23 protein-coding genes, 1 tRNA gene and 1 riboswitch are annotated in these 24353 nt (G+C 35.7%); of the genes, 21 read left to right on the top strand and 3 right to left on the bottom strand.

The window, feature by feature from the left end:
• The first annotated feature begins 96 nt into the window (after window positions 1–96).
• Together greA and NFR82_RS02965 are read left to right on the top strand one after the other, a co-directional pair.
• Window positions 97–558 carry a transcription elongation factor GreA gene (gene greA / locus NFR82_RS02970; RefSeq protein WP_251716672.1) on the top strand — a complete coding sequence of 154 codons (462 nt, stop codon included), beginning with the start codon at window positions 97–99 and terminating at the stop codon, window positions 556–558.
• Between the two features lie 75 nt (window positions 559–633).
• A complete protein-coding gene (locus NFR82_RS02965; RefSeq protein WP_251716670.1) occupies window positions 634–1293 on the top strand; it encodes a CPBP family intramembrane glutamic endopeptidase in 660 nt (219 codons plus the stop codon).
• A gap of 49 nt (window positions 1294–1342) precedes the next feature.
• Here NFR82_RS02965 and NFR82_RS02960 read toward each other — a convergent pair.
• Both NFR82_RS02960 and NFR82_RS02955 read right to left on the bottom strand, forming a co-directional pair.
• Window positions 1343–1413, bottom strand: a tRNA-Gly gene (locus NFR82_RS02960).
• Between the two features lie 40 nt (window positions 1414–1453).
• Window positions 1454–2053 (bottom strand): SOS response-associated peptidase family protein, encoded by a 600-nt coding sequence (locus NFR82_RS02955; protein WP_251716669.1) that lies wholly within the window; start codon window positions 2051–2053, stop codon window positions 1454–1456.
• Window positions 2054–2171: 118 nt separating this feature from the next.
• Between NFR82_RS02955 and trpS the strand changes: the two genes are divergently transcribed.
• From trpS to NFR82_RS02880, 15 genes are all read left to right on the top strand, one after another.
• The gene (gene trpS / locus NFR82_RS02950) at window positions 2172–3194 is read left to right on the top strand and encodes a tryptophan--tRNA ligase (protein WP_251716668.1); all 1023 of its coding nucleotides are present in this window, start codon (window positions 2172–2174) and stop codon (window positions 3192–3194) included.
• A 15-nt stretch (window positions 3195–3209) separates the two neighbouring features.
• Window positions 3210–3707: a deoxycytidylate deaminase gene (locus NFR82_RS02945; protein WP_251716667.1), complete on the top strand. Its 498-nt coding sequence runs from the start codon at window positions 3210–3212 to the stop codon at window positions 3705–3707.
• Window positions 3646–4281 (top strand): TPM domain-containing protein, encoded by a 636-nt coding sequence (locus tag NFR82_RS02940; protein ID WP_251716700.1) that lies wholly within the window; start codon window positions 3646–3648, stop codon window positions 4279–4281. Before NFR82_RS02945 ends, NFR82_RS02940 begins: the two co-directional genes overlap by 62 nt.
• Before the next feature lie 62 nt (window positions 4282–4343).
• Window positions 4344–4507: riboswitch (M-box (ykoK) riboswitch) on the top strand.
• An 80-nt stretch (window positions 4508–4587) separates the two neighbouring features.
• Window positions 4588–7248, top strand: a complete 2661-nt coding sequence (mgtA, locus tag NFR82_RS02935) for a magnesium-translocating P-type ATPase (protein ID WP_251716666.1) — start codon at window positions 4588–4590, stop codon at window positions 7246–7248.
• 90 nt (window positions 7249–7338) lie between these two features.
• On the top strand, window positions 7339–9315 hold the full coding sequence (gene metG, locus NFR82_RS02930; protein ID WP_251716665.1) for a methionine--tRNA ligase: 1977 nt from the start codon (window positions 7339–7341) through the stop codon (window positions 9313–9315).
• Window positions 9315–10082 carry a TatD family hydrolase gene (locus NFR82_RS02925; protein WP_251716664.1) on the top strand — a complete coding sequence of 256 codons (768 nt, stop codon included), beginning with the start codon at window positions 9315–9317 and terminating at the stop codon, window positions 10080–10082. Before metG ends, NFR82_RS02925 begins: the two co-directional genes overlap by 1 nt.
• Complete coding sequence (gene rnmV / locus NFR82_RS02920; RefSeq protein ID WP_251716663.1) at window positions 10069–10638, top strand: ribonuclease M5; 570 nt, start codon at window positions 10069–10071, stop codon at window positions 10636–10638. Before NFR82_RS02925 ends, rnmV begins: the two co-directional genes overlap by 14 nt.
• On the top strand, window positions 10628–11515 hold the full coding sequence (rsmA, locus tag NFR82_RS02915) for a 16S rRNA (adenine(1518)-N(6)/adenine(1519)-N(6))-dimethyltransferase RsmA (RefSeq protein ID WP_251716662.1): 888 nt from the start codon (window positions 10628–10630) through the stop codon (window positions 11513–11515). The genes rnmV and rsmA overlap by 11 nt, the downstream gene beginning before the upstream one ends.
• Window positions 11516–11584: 69 nt before the next feature.
• A complete protein-coding gene (locus NFR82_RS02910) occupies window positions 11585–11842 on the top strand; it encodes a Veg family protein (protein WP_251716661.1) in 258 nt (85 codons plus the stop codon).
• A gap of 99 nt (window positions 11843–11941) precedes the next feature.
• On the top strand, window positions 11942–12772 hold the full coding sequence (gene purR, locus NFR82_RS02905) for a pur operon repressor (RefSeq protein WP_251716660.1): 831 nt from the start codon (window positions 11942–11944) through the stop codon (window positions 12770–12772).
• A 43-nt stretch (window positions 12773–12815) separates the two neighbouring features.
• Window positions 12816–14201, top strand: coding sequence for a bifunctional UDP-N-acetylglucosamine diphosphorylase/glucosamine-1-phosphate N-acetyltransferase GlmU (gene glmU / locus NFR82_RS02900; RefSeq protein WP_251716658.1), 1386 nt, complete (start codon window positions 12816–12818; stop codon window positions 14199–14201).
• Between the two features lie 88 nt (window positions 14202–14289).
• Window positions 14290–14961 carry a hypothetical protein gene (locus tag NFR82_RS02895; RefSeq protein WP_251716657.1) on the top strand — a complete coding sequence of 224 codons (672 nt, stop codon included), beginning with the start codon at window positions 14290–14292 and terminating at the stop codon, window positions 14959–14961.
• Window positions 14962–15061: 100 nt separating this feature from the next.
• A complete protein-coding gene (locus NFR82_RS02890; RefSeq protein WP_251716656.1) occupies window positions 15062–15724 on the top strand; it encodes an SLAP domain-containing protein in 663 nt (220 codons plus the stop codon).
• Between the two features lie 173 nt (window positions 15725–15897).
• Window positions 15898–17529, top strand: a complete 1632-nt coding sequence (locus NFR82_RS02885; protein ID WP_251716653.1) for an SLAP domain-containing protein — start codon at window positions 15898–15900, stop codon at window positions 17527–17529.
• Window positions 17530–17683: 154 nt separating this feature from the next.
• The gene (locus NFR82_RS02880) at window positions 17684–18661 is read left to right on the top strand and encodes a ribose-phosphate diphosphokinase (protein WP_251716652.1); all 978 of its coding nucleotides are present in this window, start codon (window positions 17684–17686) and stop codon (window positions 18659–18661) included.
• 45 nt (window positions 18662–18706) lie between these two features.
• Here NFR82_RS02880 and NFR82_RS02875 read toward each other — a convergent pair whose 3' ends face one another.
• Window positions 18707–20068, bottom strand: coding sequence for an HD domain-containing protein (locus tag NFR82_RS02875; RefSeq protein WP_251716651.1), 1362 nt, complete (start codon window positions 20066–20068; stop codon window positions 18707–18709).
• 91 nt (window positions 20069–20159) lie between these two features.
• Here NFR82_RS02875 and NFR82_RS02870 point away from each other — a divergent pair, with 91 nt between their 5' ends.
• The 4 genes from NFR82_RS02870 to NFR82_RS02855 all read left to right on the top strand — a co-directional run bounded on the left by NFR82_RS02870 (window position 20160) and on the right by NFR82_RS02855 (window position 24349).
• On the top strand, window positions 20160–20564 hold the full coding sequence (locus tag NFR82_RS02870) for a DUF1934 family protein (RefSeq protein ID WP_251716649.1): 405 nt from the start codon (window positions 20160–20162) through the stop codon (window positions 20562–20564).
• A 47-nt stretch (window positions 20565–20611) separates the two neighbouring features.
• Window positions 20612–21169, top strand: coding sequence for a DNA-directed RNA polymerase subunit delta (rpoE, locus tag NFR82_RS02865; protein WP_251716648.1), 558 nt, complete (start codon window positions 20612–20614; stop codon window positions 21167–21169).
• 130 nt (window positions 21170–21299) lie between these two features.
• Entirely contained in the window at window positions 21300–22919 is a 1620-nt protein-coding gene (locus NFR82_RS02860) for a CTP synthase (protein WP_251716647.1), read from the top strand.
• A gap of 125 nt (window positions 22920–23044) precedes the next feature.
• Entirely contained in the window at window positions 23045–24349 is a 1305-nt protein-coding gene (locus tag NFR82_RS02855; RefSeq protein WP_251716698.1) for a UDP-N-acetylglucosamine 1-carboxyvinyltransferase, read from the top strand.
• The last annotated feature ends 4 nt before the right edge of the window (window positions 24350–24353 follow it).

Raw genomic sequence — 24353 nt, 5'->3', positions numbered from 1 at the left:
TTTCATAATCTTCTGCTATTAATTCTGAAATATTCCCTTTACAAAGAAAAATTGTTTTTCTAAAATCAGATTTGACTTAAAGAAAGGTGCATTAAGATGGTTTATTATCAAAAAATGACTCCAGAAGGTTATCGTGAAATTGAAGATGAAATTGCAAAATTAAAAAAGGACCGACCAAGAAGAATAAAAATTCTTCAAGCAGCAAGAGCCTTGGGAGATTTATCAGAAAATACAGAATATACTGAAGCTAAAAGAGACTTGGGCCATCTTCAAAGTAGATTACGCTATTTAGGTAAGCAGTTAAAATACGCTGAAGTTGTTGAGTCAGAAAACGATGGGACAGTTGATTTGGGCCGGACCGTTAGTTTGCAATTTGATGATGATGACGAGATTGAAGAATATAAGATTGTAGGTAGAATGGAAGCCGATCTTGAAAAAGGTAAGATTTCTTTTGATTCACCACTGGGTCAGGCCATTATGAAGAAAAAAGCTAATGAAACTGGCATTGTTGAAGCTCCTGCAGGAGAATATTCCGTCAAAATTATTGAAGTGAAATAATTTTTGATAGATATGGATGATCATAGAAAGTTTGATATAATTAAAAAGATATACAAAAGACAGGAGTGACAGTTTTTGAATACGCCTGAATCTAGAGAAGGTAACTTATTTCGTTATGCCGTCTATGTAATTGGATACTTGTTGGTAGTAGGGGTTGTAAAATTAGTTACTTGTAAAACATTAAATATTTGGTATTTGATTTTATTTGCCTTAGTTGCGGCAATGATTCTACTTTTTTATATTTATCGCTTTAACCGTGAGCAAAGATTCTTTGAAAGACTTTTTTCTTTACCATGGCTTGGTGATTATGGCTTAACGGTAGGACTTACTTTAGGGATATTAGCTTCAAAGATTTTAGTAGCATACCTTCAAATAAATAAACGCATCGGTTTGTATGGTTTCCAGATAAATTACTTAAAACATGAATCAAATAGTCTGTTCTGGTTTATGATTGTAACCCAGGGAATCATTTTGCCAATCTTGCAGGAATTCTTATCAACGGGATTTTTATTTAATTACGCTTTTAGAAAAAATACCCTTGCAACTGGGATAGTAGGAATTATTTGTTCAGGATTAATCTTTGCAGTTTTGAATTTCCAGTTTACACCAACACTTTTTGTGATTAATGCGTTATATGGTGCTTTGTTTGCTTGGGCGTATTTATATTCTCAAACTTTATGGATGCCAATGTATTTGGCAGTAATAGCCGGTCTTTTAACAGTTATTATGATATAAAAATAAGAGCTAGGAAAAATTTCCTAGCTCTTATTTTTTGTTTTTGAAAAGCGGATAGCGTGAATCGAACCCGCACCTTCAGCTTGGGAAGCTGACGTTCTACCACTAAACTATACCCGCATGTGCTTTTATTTTAGCATGATTAATTGGCGTTCGCCAATTAATTTTTATGAGCAAGTTTAGCTGATTCTAAAAGAAAACTGCTACGATCAACTAGGTCAGTAAAGTTCTGAAATAGCCATTTTCTCAGCTCATCAGGTGAGATAGTGAGGGGCATTCGATCATGAATTGGCCTCATAATTTTATTGGGTGAAGTGGTAACCATTGAAAAGTTATCTTGATCGTAGATTCCTGCAATTAAAGTTAAGGGATGATTCGGATCAAAAAAGCGATATTTTTCATGATATTTGCCTTTTGGAGTTTGGTAGCTTTCTTTGCTATATTCGAAAAATTCACTGGCAATAATAATGCAACGCTGGCGGGCAAAAGATTGATCCCACATCGAAGGTTTTGCATCGTAAAATCGCTCAATCCTAGCATTAAAAATTCGCTTTTTATGATCGACTGGACTAGGATAGCCCCAAGTTTTTGCTTGCAGCTGCAATTGATTCTTTTGATATAGAAGAACTGGTGCAGTTTGACCTGGAAAAATATCTTTTTCGTCAAATGTGAAATTTGGTGTAGTTAAAGGTAAACCAAGTCCTTGAATTAAATAATTATTGATTTTTTGTAAATTTGGAAGTTTAAATTGATTGCACATTTTTACCTCAAGATTTTTAACTAATTCAATGCTAGTTTAATCATAGTCCTTTTTTTGTTAAAATTAATTCTAATTGATGAATAGAAATAAATAAAATAAAGAAAAGAGAGTAATTATTATGGCAAAGGAAATTTTGCTTACTGGTGACAGACCAACCGGCAAACTCCATATTGGACACTACATTGGCTCATTGAAAAATCGTGTAAAACTTCAAAATGAAGGTAAATACGATCCATACATTATGATCGCAGATACACAAGCTTTAACTGATAATGCTCGTGATCCAGAAAAGATTCGCAACTCTTTAATTCAAGTTGCACTTGATTACTTAGCAGTTGGAATTGATCCAAGTAAGTCAACTATCTTCGTTCAATCACAAATTCCAGCATTATTTGAACTTACTGCATACTACATGGATCTTGTAACAGTTGCTCGTCTTGAAAGAAACCCAACTGTTAAAACTGAAATTAAGCAAAAAGGTTTTAAGGATTCAATTCCAGTTGGATTTTTGAACTATCCAGTTTCTCAAGCTGCTGATATCACTGCCTTTAAGGCAACAATTGTTCCTGTTGGGGATGATCAAGAACCTATGCTTGAACAAACTCGTGAAATCGTTCGTACCTTTAATCGAGTTTATGATTGCGATGTGTTAGTTGAACCAAAGGGTTACTTCCCACCAAAGGGTCAAGGACGTCTTCCTGGACTTGATGGTAATGCTAAGATGTCTAAGTCGCTTGGCAATAGTATTTACTTATCTGATGATGCAGAGACTGTGAAGAAGAAGGTTATGTCAATGTACACTGATCCTAACCATATTCACGTTGAAGATCCAGGTAAGATCGAAGGCAACACTGTCTTTACTTACCTTGATGTCTTTGATCCAGATAAAGATAAGGTGGCTGAACTTAAAGAAGCTTACCAAAAGGGCGGCCTTGGTGATGTTAAGATTAAGCGCTACTTGAATAAAGTCCTTGAAAACGAATTAGGACCAATTCGTGAACGTCGTGAAAAGTATGCACAAGATATCGACAGCGTTTATGAAATGTTAATTGAAGGTTCTAAGAAGGCTAATGAACGTGCTAACGAAACTTTGAAGCAAGTTAGAGACGCAATTGGTTTGAATTATTTTGATAGAAAATAAATAGAGGAAGGCAAAATGCACGATCGAATCCCTTGGAAACAATATTTCATGATGCAGGCCCTAGTGATTGCTCAAAGATCAACCTGTAATCGGGCTTTGGTTGGTAGTGTTTTAGTAAAAGAAAATCGTATCATTGGTACAGGCTATAACGGGTCCGTATCTGGTCAAGAACATTGTGATGATGTTGGGCATCAAATGGTCGATGGTCACTGCGTTAGAACCATTCATTCAGAGATGAATTCATTGATTCAATGTGCAAAAAATGGCGTTTCAACAGATGGAACTGAAATCTACGTTACTCATTTTCCGTGCTATAATTGCACCAAAGCTTTGATGCAAGCAGGCATTAAAAAGGTAAACTACTATTTTGATTATCGAGATAATCCATTAGCAATTCAGTTATTAAAGGACTGTGATGTACCATATGAACAAATTGAAATTGACCGAAAATATGTTGAAAGCCTGGCTCATAACTTGGAAGAAGCGGAAAACCGTTCTCACAAGTCTAATTAGTATTTTAGGACTTGCAATCGTTTTTCTAACTACGACAGGCTTTGTTCAACCAGACTTAGTTGATAATGCTCATATTGTGAATAAAGAAACTGAAACTTTAATTCATGAAAAAAATGCCCGTTATCAGCAAACTAAAGAACAGCCACAAATTGTTGTAATTACTGAAAAGCGTTTAAATAAATTAACTCCTAAAAACTTAAATTCATCTAAACGGACTGCCTTTATCGTTGTGGGACAAAAAGGCAAAAAGAGAAATGTTCAAATTTATTCTTCTAAAGATTTGCATGCTGCTTTTACCGCTGATTCTCGAATGAATATTATTCGAGCAGCGGGAGATGAATTAAGAAGTAAAAATAATGCGACCTTTAATAAAGGACTTAGATTTGTTTTTAGAGCATGTGCTACAAGAATTGATCAGCAATATCAATATTCATTAGATAAATATGATTTAACTAATGAAGAGCAAGATAAGATTAGTCATCCTCGCAAAGTGGCTTTACCAATTGCTTTTGCACTGGTAGTATTAGTATCTGGCTTGATTATTCTCTTTAAGAGTATTAAACGCAAACAATAAAGTTTAATTAGAGAATTTGACGCCAAGAGTAGTAAAGTATTAATATTTTATAATAGATTTAGCAAATGAATTGTTAGGTGAGACTCCTACGTGAACACACGCTATCGCCCAGAAACATCCAGAGATGCCAACGGGTTAAATAGGTGTCGTCGACTTAAGGCGAGATCCAGGTAGCTAGCATGTGCTTACGTCACGTAGTGTTAAAACTGAACGACGAGTATCAAGAAGCCTTGTTTGGCATGTAGTCACCGTACAGTTAGTACGGTGACTTTTTAGTTTGTTTGCGAACTAGGAAGGGAAGAACTTATGCTAAAAGCACCGACCAAGAAAAAAAGTAATGCAAACATTCAATTGATTGAACGAATAGCTCATGAAACAAGAAGTGAAACTTTAGCAAGACTTCAGGCTAGTGCAGAAGGTTTATCTACTGCAAGAGCTGAGCAAAATCGTGAAGAATATGGTGAAAATAAAATCACTTTTAATACACAGGCTTCAAAATGGAAGATGCTTTTTGAGTCAATCGTTACGCCATTTACATTAGTTTTAATTATTTTGACAATCTTAACAGTTTTCACTAATTACATTATGGTTCCACAAAATAGTGAAAATAATTATATTGCGATTGTAATGTTGATAATGTTGCTAATTTCGGTAACGATCAATTTTGTACAAAAAATCCGGATGGCTAAGGTTGTCGATGATTTATTAGAAAATGTGACAGTTACAACTAATATTAGGCGTGATGGTGAGGGTCAAGAATTACCTACAGATGAAGTAGTTGTCGGTGATGTGATTAATTTGTCGGCAGGAGATATGATTCCGGCTGATATGCGATTATTAACTAGCAAGGATTTGTTTTGTACGGCTAGCTTTGTTAACGGCAATTCAGAGCCGATTGAAAAGGTGGCTAATTACCGTATTAAACCAGGAAAAAAGAACAACTATTTAGATTTTCCTAATATTCTTTATGAGGGAACTACTATTGTTTCTGGTTCTGGAACAGGGATAGTTTTTGCTGTTGGTAATCAAACCTTATTTGGCGAACAAGTACGTAAAATTGCTCGGAAGAAATCAAAACAAAACCTATTTGATCGTCAGCTTCATAGGCTAGCTAGAATTTTAATTGTTAGTGCTGGCTCCATAATTCCACTTTTGTTTTTGATCAATGGTTTTACTAAAGGTAATTGGGGTGAAAGCTTAGTTTTTGCCTTGGCAGCAGCAGTGGGACTGACTCCAGAAATGTTACCGGTAATAGTTAATAGCAATTTAACTAGAGGTACGCTTGAATTGTTTAAGCATCATATTTTTGCTAAAAATATTAATACGATTCAAACGCTAGGTGCCATTGATACAATTTGTATCGATAAGACTGGTACTTTAACTCAAAATAAAGTTATGCTTGAACGTCACTATGATTTAGCGATGAGAGAAACTCCTAGAATTTTGAAATTGGCTTATCTTAATGCAAATTATCAAACTGGAGTAAAAGATTTAATTGATAAAGCGATTATTGATGCAGCTAGTGACGAACTTGATACTAACGAAATTCAACGTGATTACAACAAAATCGATGAGATTCCTTTTGACTATAGCCGAAAAAGAATGAGTGTTGTGGTAGTTGATAATGATGAACACCACGGTCAACACTTACTGGTGACTAAAGGTGCGGCTAGAGGGATGCTTGGCATTTCTAGCAAGGTTGAAATTGATGGTCAGATTGAAGATTTAACACCTGAATGGAAAGAAAAAATCTTAGATCAAATTAACGAGTTAAATGACGATGGCTTGAGAGTACTCTTATTGGCTTACAAAGCAAATCCGGCTCCAGTTGGTGAATTTTCAGCTAAGGATGAAGATGATCTTACTATCGTTGGTTATATTGCTTATCTTGATCCGCCTAAAGAAAGTACTAAGTCAGCATTAGAAAATTTGAAAAAAGATAATGTTAACGTTAAGATTTTTACAGGTGATAACGAAGCAGTTACTAGAGCGATTTGTTTGCAGGTTGGTTTGAACGTTGACACGGTTTATGATGGACGCCAAATCGAAGAGGCAAGTGCTGAAGAATTAGCTCAAATGGTGGAAGAGTGTAATATTTTTGTTCACTTAACTCCTACTTTGAGAACTAAGGTCATTAATGCTTTAAAGAAGAATGGTCATACTGTTGGTTATATGGGAGACGGAAATAAAGATGTCTATGCGATGAGAGTTTCGGATGTTTCATTCTCAACTAATCGGGCAGTCGACATCGCCAAAGAATCAGCTGATTTGATCCTAAAAGAAAAAGATTTAAATGTTGTAAATCAAAGTATGATTATTGGTCGAAAGACTTTCAGTAATACGATGAAATATATCAAGATGATTTTAACCACTAATTTTGGTAGTTTAATTTCAATGATTATCTCATCACTTGTCTTACCGTTTTTACCACTTCTTCCATTGCAAATTTTGTTAATTGATTTACTTTACAGTATTAGTTGTTTAACAATTCCATTTGATCGAGTTTCTAAAGATTATACGAAGAGACCTCAAACCTGGTCGATTAAAAAATGGCCAAGCTTTGTACTTCACTTTGGTCCGCTTCCAGCAATTATTGATTTTGTAACTATGGCGGCTCTTTATTATTGGATTTGTCCAGGTTTGGCTGGAAATAATCATTTAGAATTTATCTCAATCTTTTACTCTGGACTATTTATTGAATCAATTTGGACTAGAACAATGGTATTCTATAATTTGCGTGATGAAAGATTCCCATTTGTTCATCAACATCCATCAGCTATTTCTTTTTGGGGCACGAGTATAATTGCTGTTTTAGCGACATTCTTAGCTAGTTTATCCAGCAGTTCTAATATTGGTTTTGGAATTTTATCAATAAATTATTTATGGTTCATGATCATCATTGAGTTGGTATTTACAGTAATAACTACTTTAATGAAGTGGATATACCTAAAAAAAGAAACATTTTAATAAAAAAGGGATTTCTATTAAGGAATTCCTTTTTTTGATGGTGTATTATTGTATGTAGATTATTTTCATTTAAATTAAGGAGTTAAAAATATGGCTGATAAGAAAACTTTTTATATTACAACCCCGATTTATTACCCTTCTGGCAAATTAACAATTGGTAATGCCTACACCACAATCGCAGCTGATTCGATGGCTCGTTATAAGCGTTCAAGAGGGTTCGATACTTTCTTCTTAACTGGAGACGACGAACACGGTCTTAAGATTGAACAAAAGGCTGAAGCTCAAGGAATTAAGCCACAAGAATACGTTGATAAGATGGCAGCTTCTTACAAGGAATTATGGAAGATGCTTGATATTTCTTACGATAAGTTCATTCGTACCACTGATAAAGAACATGTGGCAGCTGTACAAAAGATTTTTGAAAAATTGCTTGAAAAAGGCGATATTTACTTAGGTGAATACACTGGTTGGTACTCAGTTGAAGATGAAGAATACTTCACTGAATCACAACTTGCTGAAGTTTATAAAGATGACGATGGCAATGTAATTGGTGGTAAAGCACCTTCTGGTCACGAAGTACGTCTTGTTAAAGAACCATCATACTTCTTTAAGATGAGCAAGTATGCTGATCGACTTCTTAAGTACTACGAAGAACATCCAGAATTCATCTTGCCTCATTCTCGTGAAAAGGAAATGATCAACAACTTCATTAAGCCAGGTTTGGAAGATCTTTCAGTAACTCGTACTACTGTTGACTGGGGAATTCCTGTGCCAAGCGATCCTAAACACGTAGTTTATGTTTGGATTGATGCTCTTTCAAACTATATTACTGCACTTGGTTATGGTTCAGATGATGATTCACTCTTCAAGAAATATTGGCCTGCAGATGTTCACTTAGTAGGTAAGGAAATTGTCCGCTTCCACACTATTTACTGGCCAATCATGCTTATGGCTCTTGATTTACCTCTTCCTAAGCAAATTTTCGGTCACGGCTGGGTACTTATGAAAGATGGAAAGATGTCTAAGTCTAAAGGTAATGCTGTCTACCCAGAAATGATTGTTAACCGTTATGGCCTTGACGCACTTCGTTACTACTTGATGCGTGAAATTCCATTTGGTTCAGATGGTATCTTTACACCAGAAGACTTTGTTGAAAGAGTTAACTTTGACTTAGCAAACGACCTCGGTAACCTTTTGAATAGAACCGTTTCAATGATTAACCAATATCAAGATGGTATGGTTGCACCTGTTTCAGATGAACAAGATGAATTTGGACAAGATTTAATCAAGACCGCTGATGAAACTATTAGTGAATACGAAAAGCAAATGGATGCTCTTCACTTCTCTCAAGCTTTAGACAGCGTATGGAAGCTTATTTCCCGTGCTAACAAGTACATTGATGAAACTACTCCTTGGGTCTTAAACAAGGAAGGTAAAAAGGAAGAATTATCCAAGGTTATGACTAACCTTGCTGAAAGTTTGCGCCTTGTAGCTGTTTTGATTTCACCAATTATGACTCAAAGCCCAGTCAAGATGTTCAAGCAATTGGGTCTTGATTTTGATAATGAAGAACAAAAGACACTTGCATTTGGTAATTTTGCATGGGGCGTTAAGGTCACTGAAAAGCCAACTCCAATTTTCCCAAGACTTAAGAATGAAGAAGAAATTAAGTACATCAAGGAAGAAATGAAGAAGGCTAAGCCAAAGAAGCAAACTCGTAGTGAGCAAAAGAAAGAAAGCTACATTACCATTGATGACTTCGATAAAGTTAAGATTCAAGTTGGTCAAATTTTATCAGTTGAAGAAGTTAAGGGTTCTAATAAGTTGCTTATGTTTAAGCTTGATATGGGTAATGGCGAAGAGAGACAAATTTTAAGTGGTATTCGTAAGTTTTATCCAAACGCTGAAGAACTTTTGAATAAGAAGGTCTTGGCAGTTACTAACTTGAAGCCGCGTAAAATGCTTGGTCATGAAAGCCAAGGTATGCTTTTATCCAGTGAAAAAGATGGCGAAGTCAAGCTTGCTATTGTAGATGATAGCCATCCAAATGGAGCTGAATTAGGTTAATGGAAATTATCGATAATCACACTCATTTAAATGATGAGCCTTTTCGCGGCAAAGAAGAGTATTATCTTGACCGAGCAAAAAGTTTGAGCGTTACTAAACTGATTTGTGCAGGACAAGATCCTGATTTTAACGATCGGGCAATTAAACTTGCTCAGAGATTTGATGATGTTTATGCAATGGTGGGATATTGTCCTGATGTTGCTAAAGATTATAATCAGGTAGCCGAAGATAAATTAATTGAACAACTTCAAATGCCTAAGGTAGTTGCATTAGGTGAAGTTGGTCTTGATTATTATTGGGATGAATCACCGCGAGATGTTCAAAGAGATGTCTTTAAGCGCCAAATTGAAATTGCCCATGAATTGAAAATGCCAGTTGATATTCATACTAGGGATGCCTTCGAAGATACTTTTAAAATTTTGAAGGATAGTGATTTAGAATATGGAGCAATTTTGCATAATTTCAATGGTGGGGTAGATTGGCTTAACAAGTTCTTAGACTTAAATATCTACTTTTCATATTCAGGTGTTGTCTCCTTCACTAAGGCAACTGATGTGCATGAATCAGCCAAAGTGGTTCCAATGGATCGCTTTATGGTTGAAACAGATGCTCCATACTTGACACCTAAGCCATACCGCGGAAAGCAAAATGAGCCTGGATATGTACATTATGTTGCTCAGGCAATTGCTGATTTGAAGGGAATTTCACTTGGTGAAGTTGCTAAAGTTACTTATGCGAATACTGTGAGAGTTTATGGCCTTGAATAAGAAAAATTTTAATGCAGTTATTGTGGTTGAAGGAAAAGATGATACGATTCGGTTGAAGCAGTTTTTTCCTGGAATTGAAACAATTGAAACGAATGGATCAGCTGTTTCAGAGCAGGTTTTAAAGCGGCTGAAAAAGTTAAGTCAGACAAGAGAGATCATTGTTTTCACTGATCCAGATTTTAACGGTGAGCGGATTCGAAGAATTGTTTCTGAAGCAGTACCAACGGCCAAGCAAGCTTTTATTACTCGAAAAGAAGGTGAACCACTTAAGCGTGGTAATAGTCTTGGAGTAGAGCATGCTTCTAAAGAGGCGATTGAACGAGCACTAAGTGATCTCCATGAAGTTGAAAAGCAAAAGAGTGATCTAACCGAACTATCATATCGCAAATTAGGACTTGCAGGTGGTGCTGGATCTAAGCGGCTTCGTGAAAAAGTTGGAAATTTACTCAGTATCGGGTATGGAAATTCAAAGACTTTTTATAAACGTTTATTAACCTTTGGTATAACCTTAGCCGAATTACAACAGGCTTGTCAGGAGGTAAAAGATGGCAAATAGAATTCCAATTGGTTCAGCAGTTAGAACTGAAGCAATTGTTAATCGTTACTTTGTTAAGGCAAAGAAGAATCTGGGGCAAAACTTCTTAATCGATCAAAATGCTATTTTGGGTATTGTTGAAGCAGCCGATATTCATGAAGGTGATCAAGTAATCGAAATTGGTCCAGGTATTGGATCATTAACTGAACAGCTTTTACTTGCAGGAGCTAAGGTTTTTGCATATGAAGTTGACCGTGATTTACCAGAAATTCTAGCAAATGAGTTACCAGCTAAAATCGGGGATGCCGATCTTGATTCACGCTTTAAGTTGCTGTTAAAGGATGTTTTGAAGGCAAATTTTAAAGAGGATATTGGTAATTTCTTTAATTTTTCTGAGCCAATTAAAGTTGTAGCTAATTTGCCATACTATATTACAACTCCAATTATTTTTTCCTTGGCCGATTCAGATCTTAACTTCAGCAGTTTAACTTTGATGATGCAAAAAGAAGTTGCAGAAAGACTTGAGGCTAAGCCGGATTCTAAAGATTATGGTCCACTTACAATTGCTGTTCAAACACGAATGAATGTCAGATTAGCGCTTGAAGTTAAGCATGATAGCTTTATGCCACGTCCAAAGGTCGATTCAAGTGTGGTAGTGCTAACTCCGCTTAAAGAGAAATATAATATTCCTGATTATAAGCACTTTAATCGTGTCGTTAAGCTTTGTTTTTCACAAAGACGTAAGACTTTAAATAATAATTTGAAGGCTTTAATTTCAGATAAAGATGAACGTGAAAAGGTAATTTCTGAGCTCGGCGTTGATCCGCGTGTTAGACCAGAAAATCTGACAATTGAGCAATTTATTAAATTAGCCAAATTAATTCCAACTAAAAATTAATCTAGCTTGTGAAAATATTGCTTTTTTTCACAAATTATGTTAAAATGACTCAAAAGGAGTTGTTTTTTAGTGCCAACATCAATTAATACTATCAAAAGTAAGTTGGATTCTCACTTAGGCGATAACTTAACAGTAGTAGCTCAAGCGGGTCGTAAGAAGATTACAAAGAGACATGGAGTTTTAAAAGAAACTTTCCCTGCAGTATTTGTGGTTGATTTAGATCAAGAAGAAAGTAATTATGAACATGTTTCTTACAGTTATACAGATCTTTTAACTAAGAACATCGAATTAGAATTTGATGAAGAAATTGAAGAAGCAGAAGCTTAAAAAGAATTTTTTAGCACTAACGAGAAATAGTTAGTGCTTTTTTTTGCCTTTTAGAGTATATTTGTAAAAGATAAAAACAAACATTAGAAAGGAAAAAACATGAAACGTTCAGAAAGATTGGTAGATATGACCAAATATTTAATGCAGCGTCCACATACTTTGATTTCGTTACCATTTTTTGCAAAGAGATATGACGCTGCCAAGTCTTCAATTTCCGAAGACTTAGCCATCTTGAAGCACACACTTGCAAGCAACCAAGATGGGATTTTAGAAACTGTCGCTGGTGCTGCTGGTGGAGTACGTTACATTCCATTTTTAGGTAAAGAGCATGCTGAAAATTATTTGACAGATTTAGCATCAAGAATTGAAGATCCAAGTAGAATATTAGCAGGTGGGTTCGTTTACTTATCAGATATTTTAGGAAATACTCAAGATTTACGCCGAATTGGAGAATTGATTGCTACCAAATATGCCTATTCTAATATTGATGCTGTAATGACTGTTGAAACTAAAGGAATTGCGTTAGCACAAGCAACGGCCCAATTTTTGAATGTTTCATTTGTAACGGCGAGAAAGAGATCAAAAGTTACTGAAGGTGCAACTGTTTCTGTAAATTACATTTCATCATCACTTGACCGAGTTTCCAAGATGGAACTTCCAACTCGTGCCTTAGAAAAAGAATCAAATGTTTTAATTATTGATGACTTTATGAAGGGCGGCGGTACCTTAACTGGTATGGAAGAATTAGTTAAGGAATTTGATTGTACTATTGCTGGTATCTGCGTTCTTTGTGAAGCTGATTTTGATAAAAATAAATTAGTTGAAGATTATATTTCACTAGTAAAGATTAGCAATATTGATACTAAGAAGAAATTAATTTTGGCTGAGCCAGGAAACTTCTTAACTCAAACAGATTTTAGTCGGTTTTAAATGGTATACTAAAAATTAGTTTTAATATTAAGAGGTTAAAATAATGAAAAAATTTGTAGTTATTCTTGCCGCCGGTAAAGGTACGCGCATGAAATCAAAGTTGTACAAGGTTTTACACCAAGTTTGTGGTAAAACTATGGTTGAACATGTAGTAAATGCTGCTCAAGGCGTAGATCCAGACCAAATTATTACCATTGTTGGTACTGGTGCTGAAGATGTAGAAAAAGTTTTAGCAGGTAAGTCTGAATTTGCCTTCCAAAAAAAGCAACTTGGTACAGGTGATGCAGTAATGACTGCAAGTGATCTTTTGGCCGATAAAGATGGTGCAACTTTGGTAGTTACTGGAGACACTCCTTTATTTACTGAAGAAACTTTCAAGAATTTGTTTGAATACCATAAGGAAAAGGGTAACGCAGCTACTGTTTTAACCGCAGAAGCACCAAATCCATTCGGTTATGGTCGAATTATTCGTGATGACCAGGGTAATGTTTTACGTATCGTTGAACAAAAAGATGGTAAACCAGAAGAATTAAAGATCAAAGAAATTAACACAGGTGTATTTTGCTTTGACAATAAGAAGCTTTTTGAAGCTTTGAAGCATGTGGGAAATGATAACTCACAAGGTGAATACTACTTAACCGATGTTTTAGAGATTTTACGTAATGAAGGCGAGCGAGTTGGAGCTTACAAGATGCCTGATTTCAGTGAAAGCTTAGGTGTAAATGATCGCATCGCGCTTGCTCAAGCAACTAAGATTATGCAAAGAAGAATTAACGAAGAACACATGAGAAATGGTGTATCCTTCATTGATCCAGATACTGCTTATATCGATAAGGACGTTAAAATCGGTAACGATACAGTTATTGAAGGTAATGTTGTTATTAAGGGCAAAACTGAGATTGGTAAAGATTGTGTAATTACCAGTGGTTCAAGAATTATTGATTCTAAGATTGGCGATAACGTTACTGTAACTTCATCAACAATTGAAGAATCTCAGATGAATGATAATACTGATATTGGTCCAAATTCACACCTTCGTCCAGCTTCAATTATTCGTAAAGGTGCACATATTGGTAACTTTGTAGAAGTTAAGAAGGCTGAAATTGGTGAAAATTCTAAGGTTGGTCACCTAACTTATGTTGGGGATGCAACTTTGGGTAAAGACATTAATGTTGGTTGTGGTACTATCTTCTCAAACTACGATGGTGTGAAGAAGTTCCATACTAATGTCGGCGATCATTCATTTATCGGTGCAGGTGCAACTTTAATTGCGCCAGTTAATATTGCTGATCACTCCTTTGTGGCAGCTGATTCAACAATTACTAAGGATGTTAATAAATACGACATGGCAATTGCTCGTGGTCGTCAAACAAATAAGCCAGATTACTGGCACAAGCTCCCTCTTTCTAAAGATAAAGACTGGGAATAATTTAATAAAATTGAAAGGTGATAGTCACATTGGCTATCACCTTTTGTTTTATAATAATGAATAAGACCAGTTAGCAAGGAGGAGTTAAATGAAAATTCGTAAGAGTTTGCTTATAGCATTGTCGATGATTGGTCTAGCTTCTTTTTCAAATTCAGTTATAGCTGCGAATACCAAAAAAGCAACTACACAAATTACTAAGAAAACCGTTGCTTCTAAAGATAAGAGTAAGTCAAAACAAGAAAAGGTCGAAAAAATAAAAACCTACTCCAAAATCAGCTATGTGGTTTTAAATAAGAATACTAACTTTGTCGACAGTCAAAATAAAAAGTTAAAAACTGTTGCTAAGAAAAGTGCAGGCTACCATATTAATTACGTTCGTCATTCTGGTAGTAAAATTTACTATGGTGTGACTAGTAATAAATGGATCCCAGCAACTGCAACTCATGGAACTGTTTGGTATGAAGAAAGTGGCAGCAATACTATGATTCTGTCCACAAATAAAAAGGGCAAGCTGGCTTATCAAATCTATGAGTCAGTTAATATTACACCACTTGTATTGAAACGAAATTCTTATGTTTACAATGAGCAAGGAATTTTAGATAAAACTAAATCTGGTGGAATCACAATTTTAAAGAAAGGCAAGAAGGTAAGCGGATATTCCGTTCGAAATGTTGCAGGGACAAAATATTATATTACTAATTATGGCTGGATAAAATACAATAATGTTGCTAAGATTCAAGTAAAGAAAACAAAAAAATAAAGGTTTTTTTAGAATTTCTTAAATCAAAATTCAACTGTATGGTCTACAATAATCATCGTAACTTATATTAAAATTTTATGTTTAGGTTGAGGAAATAAAAATGAAATTAAGTCGTAAATTAATTACCCTTTCTGCAGCTACTCTTATGACTGTTAGTCCAATAGTTAGTCTTGCAGCTAGCAATGTAAATACAGTTCAAGCAGCTAGTGAAATTAGTAAAACTAATGGTAAAAACAAAGTTACTGTAACTAAAACTATGTACTTTGTTGATAAGAATGGTAAGAAGACTAATAAGAAAGCTTACAAGAATGGTAAATACATTGTTTGGTTAGTTACAACCATCAATGGCAAAACTTACTACGGTATTCAAACCGATGCTAAGTATTGGATTCCAGCTTCAGCAACTGAAGGTAAGGTAACTATTGTTTCAACTTCTAAAAATAGTTCTTCAAGCAAGAAGTCAAGTTCTAAGACTACAAAGAAGACCACTACTAAGAAAGAAAGTAGTAAAAAAACATCAACTAAGTCCTCAAGTACAAGTAAGTCAAATAAACCAGTTAAGCTTATAACTACTCGTGCTTCACAAGTTTATGATAAGAATGGTAAAGCCGTAGATACATACATGGGTAGCAAGAAGTATGCTACTATCGGTAAGGGCGTAAAGATTAACGGCTTAGGAACTAAGACTATTAAGGGTGTTAAGTACTATGCTTTGCAACCAAACCACTACTACATTAAGGCTGCTAATGTAAAAGAAAGATAATCTATATTACATAAGCTTTAATTATAAGTTAAAAGACCACTTCAATTGAGGTGGCTTTTTCTTTTGATGTTAAAATAATAAAGATTGATATATGAACTAATTATTGCTTTAATTACTTTTAGTTTTACAATATTAATGATAAGTTTATTTAATTAATGAGGTTGAGGTTATTTATGAAATTAAGTCATAAGTTGGTTATGGTTTCAGCTGCTGCTTTAATGGGAATTTCTCCTGTAGTTACTGCCGTTCAAAGCACTAATACAGTTATGGCAGCTGATTCTAAGAAGACAAGCAAGAAGACTAATACAAAGACTACTAAGTCTTCAAAAAACAGTAAGACAACTAAGAAAACCAGCAGTTCAAAGAGTAAGGCCGCTCAAGGTGATGCCATTGTTTTAGGTAACAATTCATATGTTTACCTTGAAAGTGGTAAGACAAACAAGAACTATAAATATAATGGTGAAACAATGCCAGTACTTGGTAAAACTGCCAAGTTGAATGCTTTTGGTACTAAGACTATTGATGGAGATCTTTACTACAGCATTGGTAATGGTAACTATATTAAGGCTTCAGACATTGCAACCATCAATGGTAAGAAGAACAAAGACTTTAAGTCAAGCAAGGTTGAAATGCCAAAGACAAGCAAGAAGACTACTAAGTCTAAAACAACCAAGACTACAAAATCGAAAAAAAGTACCAGTTCAAAGAAGACTACTACTAAGAAAAAGACTACCACTAAGAAGTCAACTAAGAAGGCTAAGACAACTGAAACTAAGTTGATTCACAACGCATACGTGTACGACAAGAATGGTAAGCGTATTAAGTCAGCTGGTACTTTATCAAAGAACTCAATTATCCACTATTACAGCACTAAGAAGATCAAGGGTAAGAACTACCTTTACCTTGGTAATGGTCAATATGTAAAATCAGCAAATGCTAAGAAGGTCGATAATACTCCAGAAGTAGAAGATACTTACATTAAGTTGGTTAAGAACTCAATCGTTTATGATGAAAGCGGTGATGCTGTAGATAGCGGAATGAAGCTTTCAAAGGGTGGTCAATACCAAGCTTTAGCTGCTAAGCAAATTTCTGGTAAATGGTACTACCAAATTGGTGAGGGTCAATGGATTAAGGCTGTTAATGCAGCGGTTGTTCAAGGTCCAGCTTTGATCGAAGATCCAGACTTCGATGCTCCTACAATTGATGGCGGTACTGCAAGTGATAGTGAAACTGTTATTACTTTGAAACGAGATACTTACACTTACAACAATAAAGGTGTTCAAAGTACAAGTAACAAGTTTGCCGCTGGACATAAAGTTCGTGTAACCGAATTAACTTACATTTGGGTTCCTTCACAAAATAAGGCGCTTGAATTCTACCGTTTAGCTAGTGATCCAGCTGGTTACATCTTATTTGAAGATGTTGATACATTAACTGGTAAACCACTTAACGTTAACAACACTGCTCAAGATGCGAAGGATGCTGTAACTGTTGCTACTGCAAGCGATAAGGCACAATTAAATGCTGAAATTGCCAAGGCTGCTAGCGTTCAAAATGATGTTAAATATACTAACGCATCACTTGATTTGAAGATTGCATATGATAATGCATTATCAAGTGCTAAGAATACAGCAAATTCATCAACTGCTACTGTTAAGGATGTTAAGAATGCTCTTGATAACTTAACTAAGGCAGAGGCTGCATTAAATGGTGTTGCTTCAACAACTACATCAAGTCAACCAACTACCACTACTACAGACGCTAACACAACTACTAATAATTTATCTGTAGTTACAAATAATTAATAATAAAAAAGCATTATCTGAGTGATAATGCTTTTTTGTTGTCTAAACAAGTAAAAACATTATTACAAAAGCCTAATTTTTATCCTATATGGATTTATTTTTGTTTAACTTTTGCTAAAATAGTAGTTGTTAGCATATTTTTATGGAGGAAACTATGTCTTATAAAGACGATTTAATGATTTTTGCCCTTAATTCTAATGTGCCATTAGCACAAAAGATTGCTGAACGTGTTGGTGTTCCACTAAGTAAATCTAGTGTAGAACGTTTCAGTGATGGTGAAATTCAAATTAATATTGATGAATCAGTTCGTGGTAAAGATGTTTACTTAATTCAATCAACCAGTGAACCAGTAAATGATAACTTGATGGAGCTATTAATTATGATTGATGCTGTTCGCCGCGCTAGTGCCCGTAGCATTAATATTGTAATGCCTTACTATGGCTATGCTCGTCAAGATCGTAAGACTCGTGCACGTGAACCAATCACTGCCAAGTTAGTTGCAGATATGCTTCAAGTTGCTGGTGCCGATCGTGTACTTTCACTTGACTTACACGCACCACAAATTCAAGGATTCTTTGATATTCCTGTTGATAATTTGATGGGTGCACCACTTCTTGCAGATTACTTCTTGCGTCACGATTTAGAAAAAGATGCAGTCGTTGTATCACCAGACCATGGTGGTGTAACTCGTGCAAGAAAGCTTGCTGAATTCTTAGGTACTGGTATTGCTATTGTTGATAAACGTCGTCCTAGAGCAAATGTTGCCGAAGTTATGAACATCATTGGTAACGTTAAGGGTAAGCGTGCAATCATTATTGATGATATGATTGATACTGCTGGTACTATTACTTTAGCTGCTCAAGCATTAATTGACGCTGGTGCTACTGAAGTTTACGCTTCAGCAACTCATGCAGTTCTTTCTGGTCCTGCAGTTAAGAGATTAAATGATTCAGTAATTAAGAAGCTTGTTTTAACTGATTCAATCAATCAACCAGAAGATAAGAAGTTAGATAAGGCAGTAATTGTTTCCGTTGGTCCGCTTATGGGGGATGCAATCAAGCTTATCCAACAACACAAAGCTTTGAGTCCACTCTTCAATACTCGTTATGAAGAAAAGAACGAAGTTAAATAATTAAGTAAAAGTAAAAAAGGCTGCTAAGCAGCCTTTTTATTTTTACTATTTTTTTCTGGGTTTTCTTAAATATCTCAACTCACCATTGCGGATATATTTTTGAAAGTCTTGATAGAATGGATCAAAGATTTGTGGTTCAGAACTATTAGAAAGCATAACCTTTGGGAAAAAGAATCTTTCGTCTCCTTGGAAAGTACCGTTAAGAGCTCTGACTAATGGACTAAGCTCTGAGAGTTCGATTAATGTACCATCATCTTGCATAATTTCAATCTGACTATTAGCATTTTTACCAGATGGTTTATAAGCATCGTAAGGTTCATCAAAGGCAGAGTTTGTATCAGTATAATAATGTGGATCGAATCCTGCTTGATTAATTAAGTCTCGTAATTTAGGTAAAAGATTCTTGGTTTCTTCGTTGATTTTTACACTAGCAAGTGGCTTTCTGAATAAGTATCGCTTGCATAGATCAGTCAAGATTGGATCATTAGAATTAGTCCACATTGAGAAGTTAGTTTCCATTACTCCATCATCAAGCTTAAGATAGTCTTCTAAAGTCCAGTTACCTTCTAAGAATTTGGCCAGTTCTGGTGTAACTGGCAATTGACCTTCTTGATAGACATCTTTGGCTCTTTGAAGCAAGTGGTGAAGAATCACTTCCATTGACCGACCGACGCGGTGGAAGTATACTTGTTGATACATTTGATAGCGAGAGACAACATAATCTTCTACAGCATGCATTCCGTTATTGTTGAAGCAAATTCCGTCAGCGTATGGGCGAATTACACGCAGAACTCGTGATAGATCAAATTGACCATAAGTCACACCGGTGAAGTAAGCGTCTCTTTGCAAGTAATCCATTCTATCGGCGTCAGCTTGACTAGAAATCATTTTGACTACTTGAGGGTTAGGGTAAGTTTTAGCAATTACACTAGCTACAAGATCAGGGAAATTGGGTGAAACTTGTTTTAAAGCCTGATTGATTTCTGTATGAGGATTGGTAATGATTTGTTGACCAATTTTTTCATGGTTAGTATCAAACAAATGCTCAAAGGTGTGCGAATAAGGCCCATGACCAATATCATGTAACAGGCCGGCACATTCTACCAGCAAGCGATTATTATCGTCCCAGAGGCCGTCTCCTGGCTTCTTAGAAGGGTATTTTTTTGCAAAGATATCACAAATTCTTCTGGTAAGCTCATAAACGCCTAAATTATGTTCAAATCTAGTATGAGTTGCGCCAGGAAAAACATAGCTAATAGGACCTAGTTGCTTAATTCGGCGCATTCTTTGAAATTCTTTTGATTTTAAGATGTCAAAAATAACTTTATCTTCAATATGGATGTATTCATGAACAGGGTCACGTAATACAACTTCATCTTTTAATTTTTCACTTTGAAAACGTGGCATAAAAATTCCTCGAACTGAATTGTTAATTTTTTAGTAAATATAGATTAAAATATAGTATAACTACTTAGATTATAGCAAATAAGGCGAGAATATGACTAAAGTAAATATAGATTTAACTAGTAAAATAGTCCAAGAAGACGATAGCGAAACTTTCAATCAGCAGGTAGAAGGCGAAGTAAAAATTGATGGGGAAACTATCCGAATTTCATACTTGGAAAATGGTGAAATCCCTGTTAAAATGCTGCTGAAGGGCAATGAGCTTATCATTAGAAGAGGAGTAGATAGCAATAACTACTCACTTATGAAATTTAATGTAGATAAAAGAAAAGATTGCCGTTATGTTGTAACCGGAAGGCAAATGGACTTTGAAAGTGTTACGAAAACATTGGAATACGATGAACAAAATGGCCACTTTAAGAAACTTCATGTTGAATATGACCTGTTTAGTGGTCTATACTTAATAGGTAACTATACAGTCACGTTGATTTTTACTTAAACGCCTAGTAAAATAGTAAAGATTGGTAAAAGAGAGGACGTACAACTGTGGGATTAGACAAGTTTGTAAATAAAAACCGCGATGAATTGTCAATGATCGAAGTTGCTCGCGCAATTTTGGAAGACAAAGGCAAGAGAATGGCTTTCGCTGATATTGTTAATGAAGTTCAAAGATATTTGAACAAGAGTGACGAAGAAATTCGTGATCGTTTGCCACAATTTTATACTGATATGAACACTGATGGTGAATTCATTTCTATGGGTGAAAATGTATGGGCACTTCGTTCATGGTTCCCATATGAATCAGTTGATGAAGAAGTTAACCACCCAGAAGATGAAGACGAAGAATCAACAAGAAAGCACCATAAGAAGGTTAATGCCTTTCTTGCTTCAGCAACTGGTAGTGATGACATCATCGACTACGATAACGATGATCCAGAAGATGAAGATCTTGATGCAACTGCAGAAGATGAAGATTCTGATGATTACAACGATGATGATTCAGATTACGATGAAGATAATGACGATGCTGATGACAGTTTACCAGATGGAATCGAAGGTCAATTATCACAATTAAATGATGATGACGACGATGAAGAAAATTAATTTGCTTGACTTATTTTAAAAAAGCAGATAGTATTTTTCTTGGGCACCCTATGTGCGTTTAGCTCCCAACTTAAGGGAGCTTTTTTTGTTTTATTGGTAGAAACAACATTATTAAAGGAGAAGCGGGTAAATGACAAAGTATATTTTTGTTACAGGTGGTGTCGTATCTTCACTTGGTAAAGGAATCACTGCATCAAGTTTAGGACGCTTACTTAAGAATCGTGGATTAAAAGTTACTATGCAAAAGTTTGATCCATACATTAACATCGATCCAGGTACAATGAGTCCTTACCAACACGGTGAAGTTTATGTAACAGATGATGGTACTGAAGCTGACCTTGACTTAGGTCACTACGAAAGAATTGTTGACGTTAGAACCAGTAAGTATTCAAACGTTACTACTGGTAAAATTTATCAAGAAGTTCTTGAAAAGGAACGTCGCGGAGATTACAACGGAGCTACTGTTCAAGTAATTCCTCATATCACTGACATGATTAAGAAGAAGATCATGCGTGCAGCTCTTACTACTGATTCAGATGTAATTATTTCAGAAATCGGTGGTACTGTAGGTGATATGGAGTCAACCCCATTCATGGAAGCTATCCGTCAAATGCGTCGTGAAGTCGGTGAAGAAAATGTAATGTACATTCACTGTACTTTAGTACCATATCTTCATGCCGCTAAAGAAATGAAGACTAAACCAACTCAACACTCAGTTGCAGAACTTAGAAGTATTGGTATTCAACCAAACATGCTTGTTCTTCGTGCTGAAAAGCCAGTTGGTCAAAACTTAAAGAATAAGATTTCAACTTTTACTGATGTTCCAGTAGAAAGAATCATTGAATCAATTGATGCACCAAGTCTTTTTGACTTGCCACTTGCATTCCAAGCACAAGGCATGGATCAAAAGGTTTGTGAATTCTTGCATCTTGACAGCCCACTTCCAGAAGCTAACATGGAAGCTTGGACCAAGCTTGATGAACGTGCTAAGAACTTGAAGCATCACACTAAGATTACTTTAGTGGGTAAGTACGTTGAACTTGAAGATGCATACATCTCAGTAACTGATGCACTTCAACATGCTGGTTACCTTTACAACACTAAGATTGATGTTGATAAGGTTCAAGCAGAAGATATTACTGAAGATAACATTGCTGAAATTATGAAGGACTCAGATGGTTTAATCGTTCCTGGTGGTTTTGGTACACGTGGTCTTGAAGGAATGATTACTGCAATTAAGTACGCTCGTGAAAACGATATTCCATTCCTTGGTATCTGTTTAGGTATGCAAATGGCCAGTGTTGAATTTGCACGTGATGTTTTGAACTTAGAAGATGCAAATACTACTGAAGCAGAACCAAATGCTAAGAACAACATTATCGACATCATGGCTGATAAGCGTGATGAAGAAAATATCGGTGGTACTCTCCGTTTAGGTCTTTACCCAGCTACTCTTAAGAAGGGTACTAAGACTAGAGAAGCATATGATGATCAAGATGTAATTCAAGAACGTCATAGACATCGTTTCGAATTTAACAACGAATATCGTGAAGCATTTGAAAAGGCCGGTATGGTCTTCAGTGGTGTTTCTCCAGATAATCACCTTGTCGAAATTATTGAAATTCCAGATAAGAAATTCTTTATTGCTGCACAATACCACCCAGAATTCTTAAGCCGTCCACAACGTCCAGAAGGATTGTTTAAGGCATTTATCGGTGCTGCCAGCGGTTTACCTGCTGAAGAATTCTAGTACAGTTTGAATATACAAAATTCTAAAATTTCAAGAGTTGAGCAGGTCTCAGCTCTTGTTTTTTTTTGCAATATCCTTTAACATTATTATGATTATTGAAAGTAGAAAAGGATTTGTTTTCGCCAATGAAGCAGATGATAATTCATGGTGGAAAACCATTGCAAGGCGATGTTTGGATTGGTGGAGCTAAGAACTCCACTGTTGCACTTATTCCGGCTTCAATTTTGTCAAGAACCACTGTAACTTTAGAAGGTGTTCCAAGAATTGCAGATGTCGATAATTTAATGGATTTATTGGCAGAAATGGATGTGCATTGTGATTTTAAAGAAACCACATTAAAGATCGATCCAAAAGATATTCGAATGAGTCCTTTACCAGCAGGTAAAATCAAGAGTTTACGTGCGTCATATTACTTTATGGGTGCGCTTCTTGGCCGTTTTGGTAAGGCAATTGTAGGTTTTCCAGGAGGGGACGATATTGGCCCACGTCCCATCGATCAACATATTAAAGGCTTTGAAGCCTTGGGCGCTTGTGTAAAAAATGAAGATGACCAAATTATAATTACCGCTCCAGAAGATGGTTTACATGGAGCAAAAATTCATCTTAAAATGCCGTCTGTTGGGGCAACGATGAATATAATTATGGCCAGTGTAACTGCTAAAGGTCAGACAATTATTGAAAATGCGGCAAAGGAGCCAGAAATTATTGATTTGGCTACTTTCTTAAACAACATGGGTGCAGTAATTCGTGGTGCTGGAACTGATACCATTCGAATTGAGGGCGTTGAAGAGCTTAGAGCACAAATTCCGCATACAATTATTCCTGATCGTATTGAGGCAGGTACTTATATTTCAATAGCTGCCTGCATCGGTAATGGAATTCGAATTCATAATATCATTGAAGAACACCTTGATTCATATTTAGCTAAGGTTGAAGAAATGGGTGTTGTGATCGATGCTGATGAAGATTCACTCTTTGTTTATCCAGCAGGAGATCTTAAGATGGTTCAAGTTAGAACCGATGTTTATCCGGGTTTTGCGACTGATTTGCAACAACCAATTACTCCACTTCTTCTAACAGCTAAGACTGGTGAAGGTGTTGTAATTGATAATATCTATCCTAAGCGAATTGGTCATATTGCTGAACTTCAAAAGATGGGCGCAAATATCCAAGTTCAAGATAATATTATTATGGCTCATCCAACTGCTGAATTTCATGGTGCAGAAGTAACTGCAGGTGAAATTAGAGCGGGGGCTTGTTTAATGATTGCTGGATTAATGGCAGATGGCACAACCATTATTGATAAGGCCGGTAATATTTTACGTGGATACGACCGAATTGAGCAGAAATTACGCAAGTTAGGTGCAGATGTTTCATTTAAAGATGATCCTGATGAACCTGGTATAATGGATCCAGTTGAAGATAATTAAGATA

Origin of the sequence: Lactobacillus agrestimuris (assembly GCF_943193025.1) — a bacterium.
Taxonomy (GTDB): domain Bacteria; phylum Bacillota; class Bacilli; order Lactobacillales; family Lactobacillaceae; genus Lactobacillus; species Lactobacillus agrestimuris.
This window is presented reverse-complemented; position numbering and strand designations above follow the sequence as displayed.

What these genes read in the sequence shown, in the direction of transcription:
- greA (WP_251716672.1), top strand. Translation starts at nt 97, where the DNA reads ATGGTTTATTATCAAAAAATGACTCCAGAAGGTTATCGTGAAATTGAA.
- NFR82_RS02955 (WP_251716669.1), bottom strand. Translation starts at nt 2,053, where the DNA reads ATGTGCAATCAATTTAAACTTCCAAATTTACAAAAAATCAATAATTAT.
- trpS (WP_251716668.1), top strand. Translation starts at nt 2,172, where the DNA reads ATGGCAAAGGAAATTTTGCTTACTGGTGACAGACCAACCGGCAAACTC.
- NFR82_RS02945 (WP_251716667.1), top strand. Translation starts at nt 3,210, where the DNA reads ATGCACGATCGAATCCCTTGGAAACAATATTTCATGATGCAGGCCCTA.
- NFR82_RS02940 (WP_251716700.1), top strand. Translation starts at nt 3,646, where the DNA reads ATGTTGAAAGCCTGGCTCATAACTTGGAAGAAGCGGAAAACCGTTCTC.
- mgtA (WP_251716666.1), top strand. Translation starts at nt 4,588, where the DNA reads ATGCTAAAAGCACCGACCAAGAAAAAAAGTAATGCAAACATTCAATTG.
- metG (WP_251716665.1), top strand. Translation starts at nt 7,339, where the DNA reads ATGGCTGATAAGAAAACTTTTTATATTACAACCCCGATTTATTACCCT.
- NFR82_RS02925 (WP_251716664.1), top strand. Translation starts at nt 9,315, where the DNA reads ATGGAAATTATCGATAATCACACTCATTTAAATGATGAGCCTTTTCGC.
- rnmV (WP_251716663.1), top strand. Translation starts at nt 10,069, where the DNA reads ATGGCCTTGAATAAGAAAAATTTTAATGCAGTTATTGTGGTTGAAGGA.
- rsmA (WP_251716662.1), top strand. Translation starts at nt 10,628, where the DNA reads ATGGCAAATAGAATTCCAATTGGTTCAGCAGTTAGAACTGAAGCAATT.
- purR (WP_251716660.1), top strand. Translation starts at nt 11,942, where the DNA reads ATGAAACGTTCAGAAAGATTGGTAGATATGACCAAATATTTAATGCAG.
- glmU (WP_251716658.1), top strand. Translation starts at nt 12,816, where the DNA reads ATGAAAAAATTTGTAGTTATTCTTGCCGCCGGTAAAGGTACGCGCATG.
- NFR82_RS02895 (WP_251716657.1), top strand. Translation starts at nt 14,290, where the DNA reads ATGAAAATTCGTAAGAGTTTGCTTATAGCATTGTCGATGATTGGTCTA.
- NFR82_RS02890 (WP_251716656.1), top strand. Translation starts at nt 15,062, where the DNA reads ATGAAATTAAGTCGTAAATTAATTACCCTTTCTGCAGCTACTCTTATG.
- NFR82_RS02885 (WP_251716653.1), top strand. Translation starts at nt 15,898, where the DNA reads ATGAAATTAAGTCATAAGTTGGTTATGGTTTCAGCTGCTGCTTTAATG.
- NFR82_RS02880 (WP_251716652.1), top strand. Translation starts at nt 17,684, where the DNA reads ATGTCTTATAAAGACGATTTAATGATTTTTGCCCTTAATTCTAATGTG.
- NFR82_RS02875 (WP_251716651.1), bottom strand. Translation starts at nt 20,068, where the DNA reads ATGCCACGTTTTCAAAGTGAAAAATTAAAAGATGAAGTTGTATTACGT.
- NFR82_RS02870 (WP_251716649.1), top strand. Translation starts at nt 20,160, where the DNA reads ATGACTAAAGTAAATATAGATTTAACTAGTAAAATAGTCCAAGAAGAC.
- NFR82_RS02860 (WP_251716647.1), top strand. Translation starts at nt 21,300, where the DNA reads ATGACAAAGTATATTTTTGTTACAGGTGGTGTCGTATCTTCACTTGGT.
- NFR82_RS02855 (WP_251716698.1), top strand. Translation starts at nt 23,045, where the DNA reads ATGAAGCAGATGATAATTCATGGTGGAAAACCATTGCAAGGCGATGTT.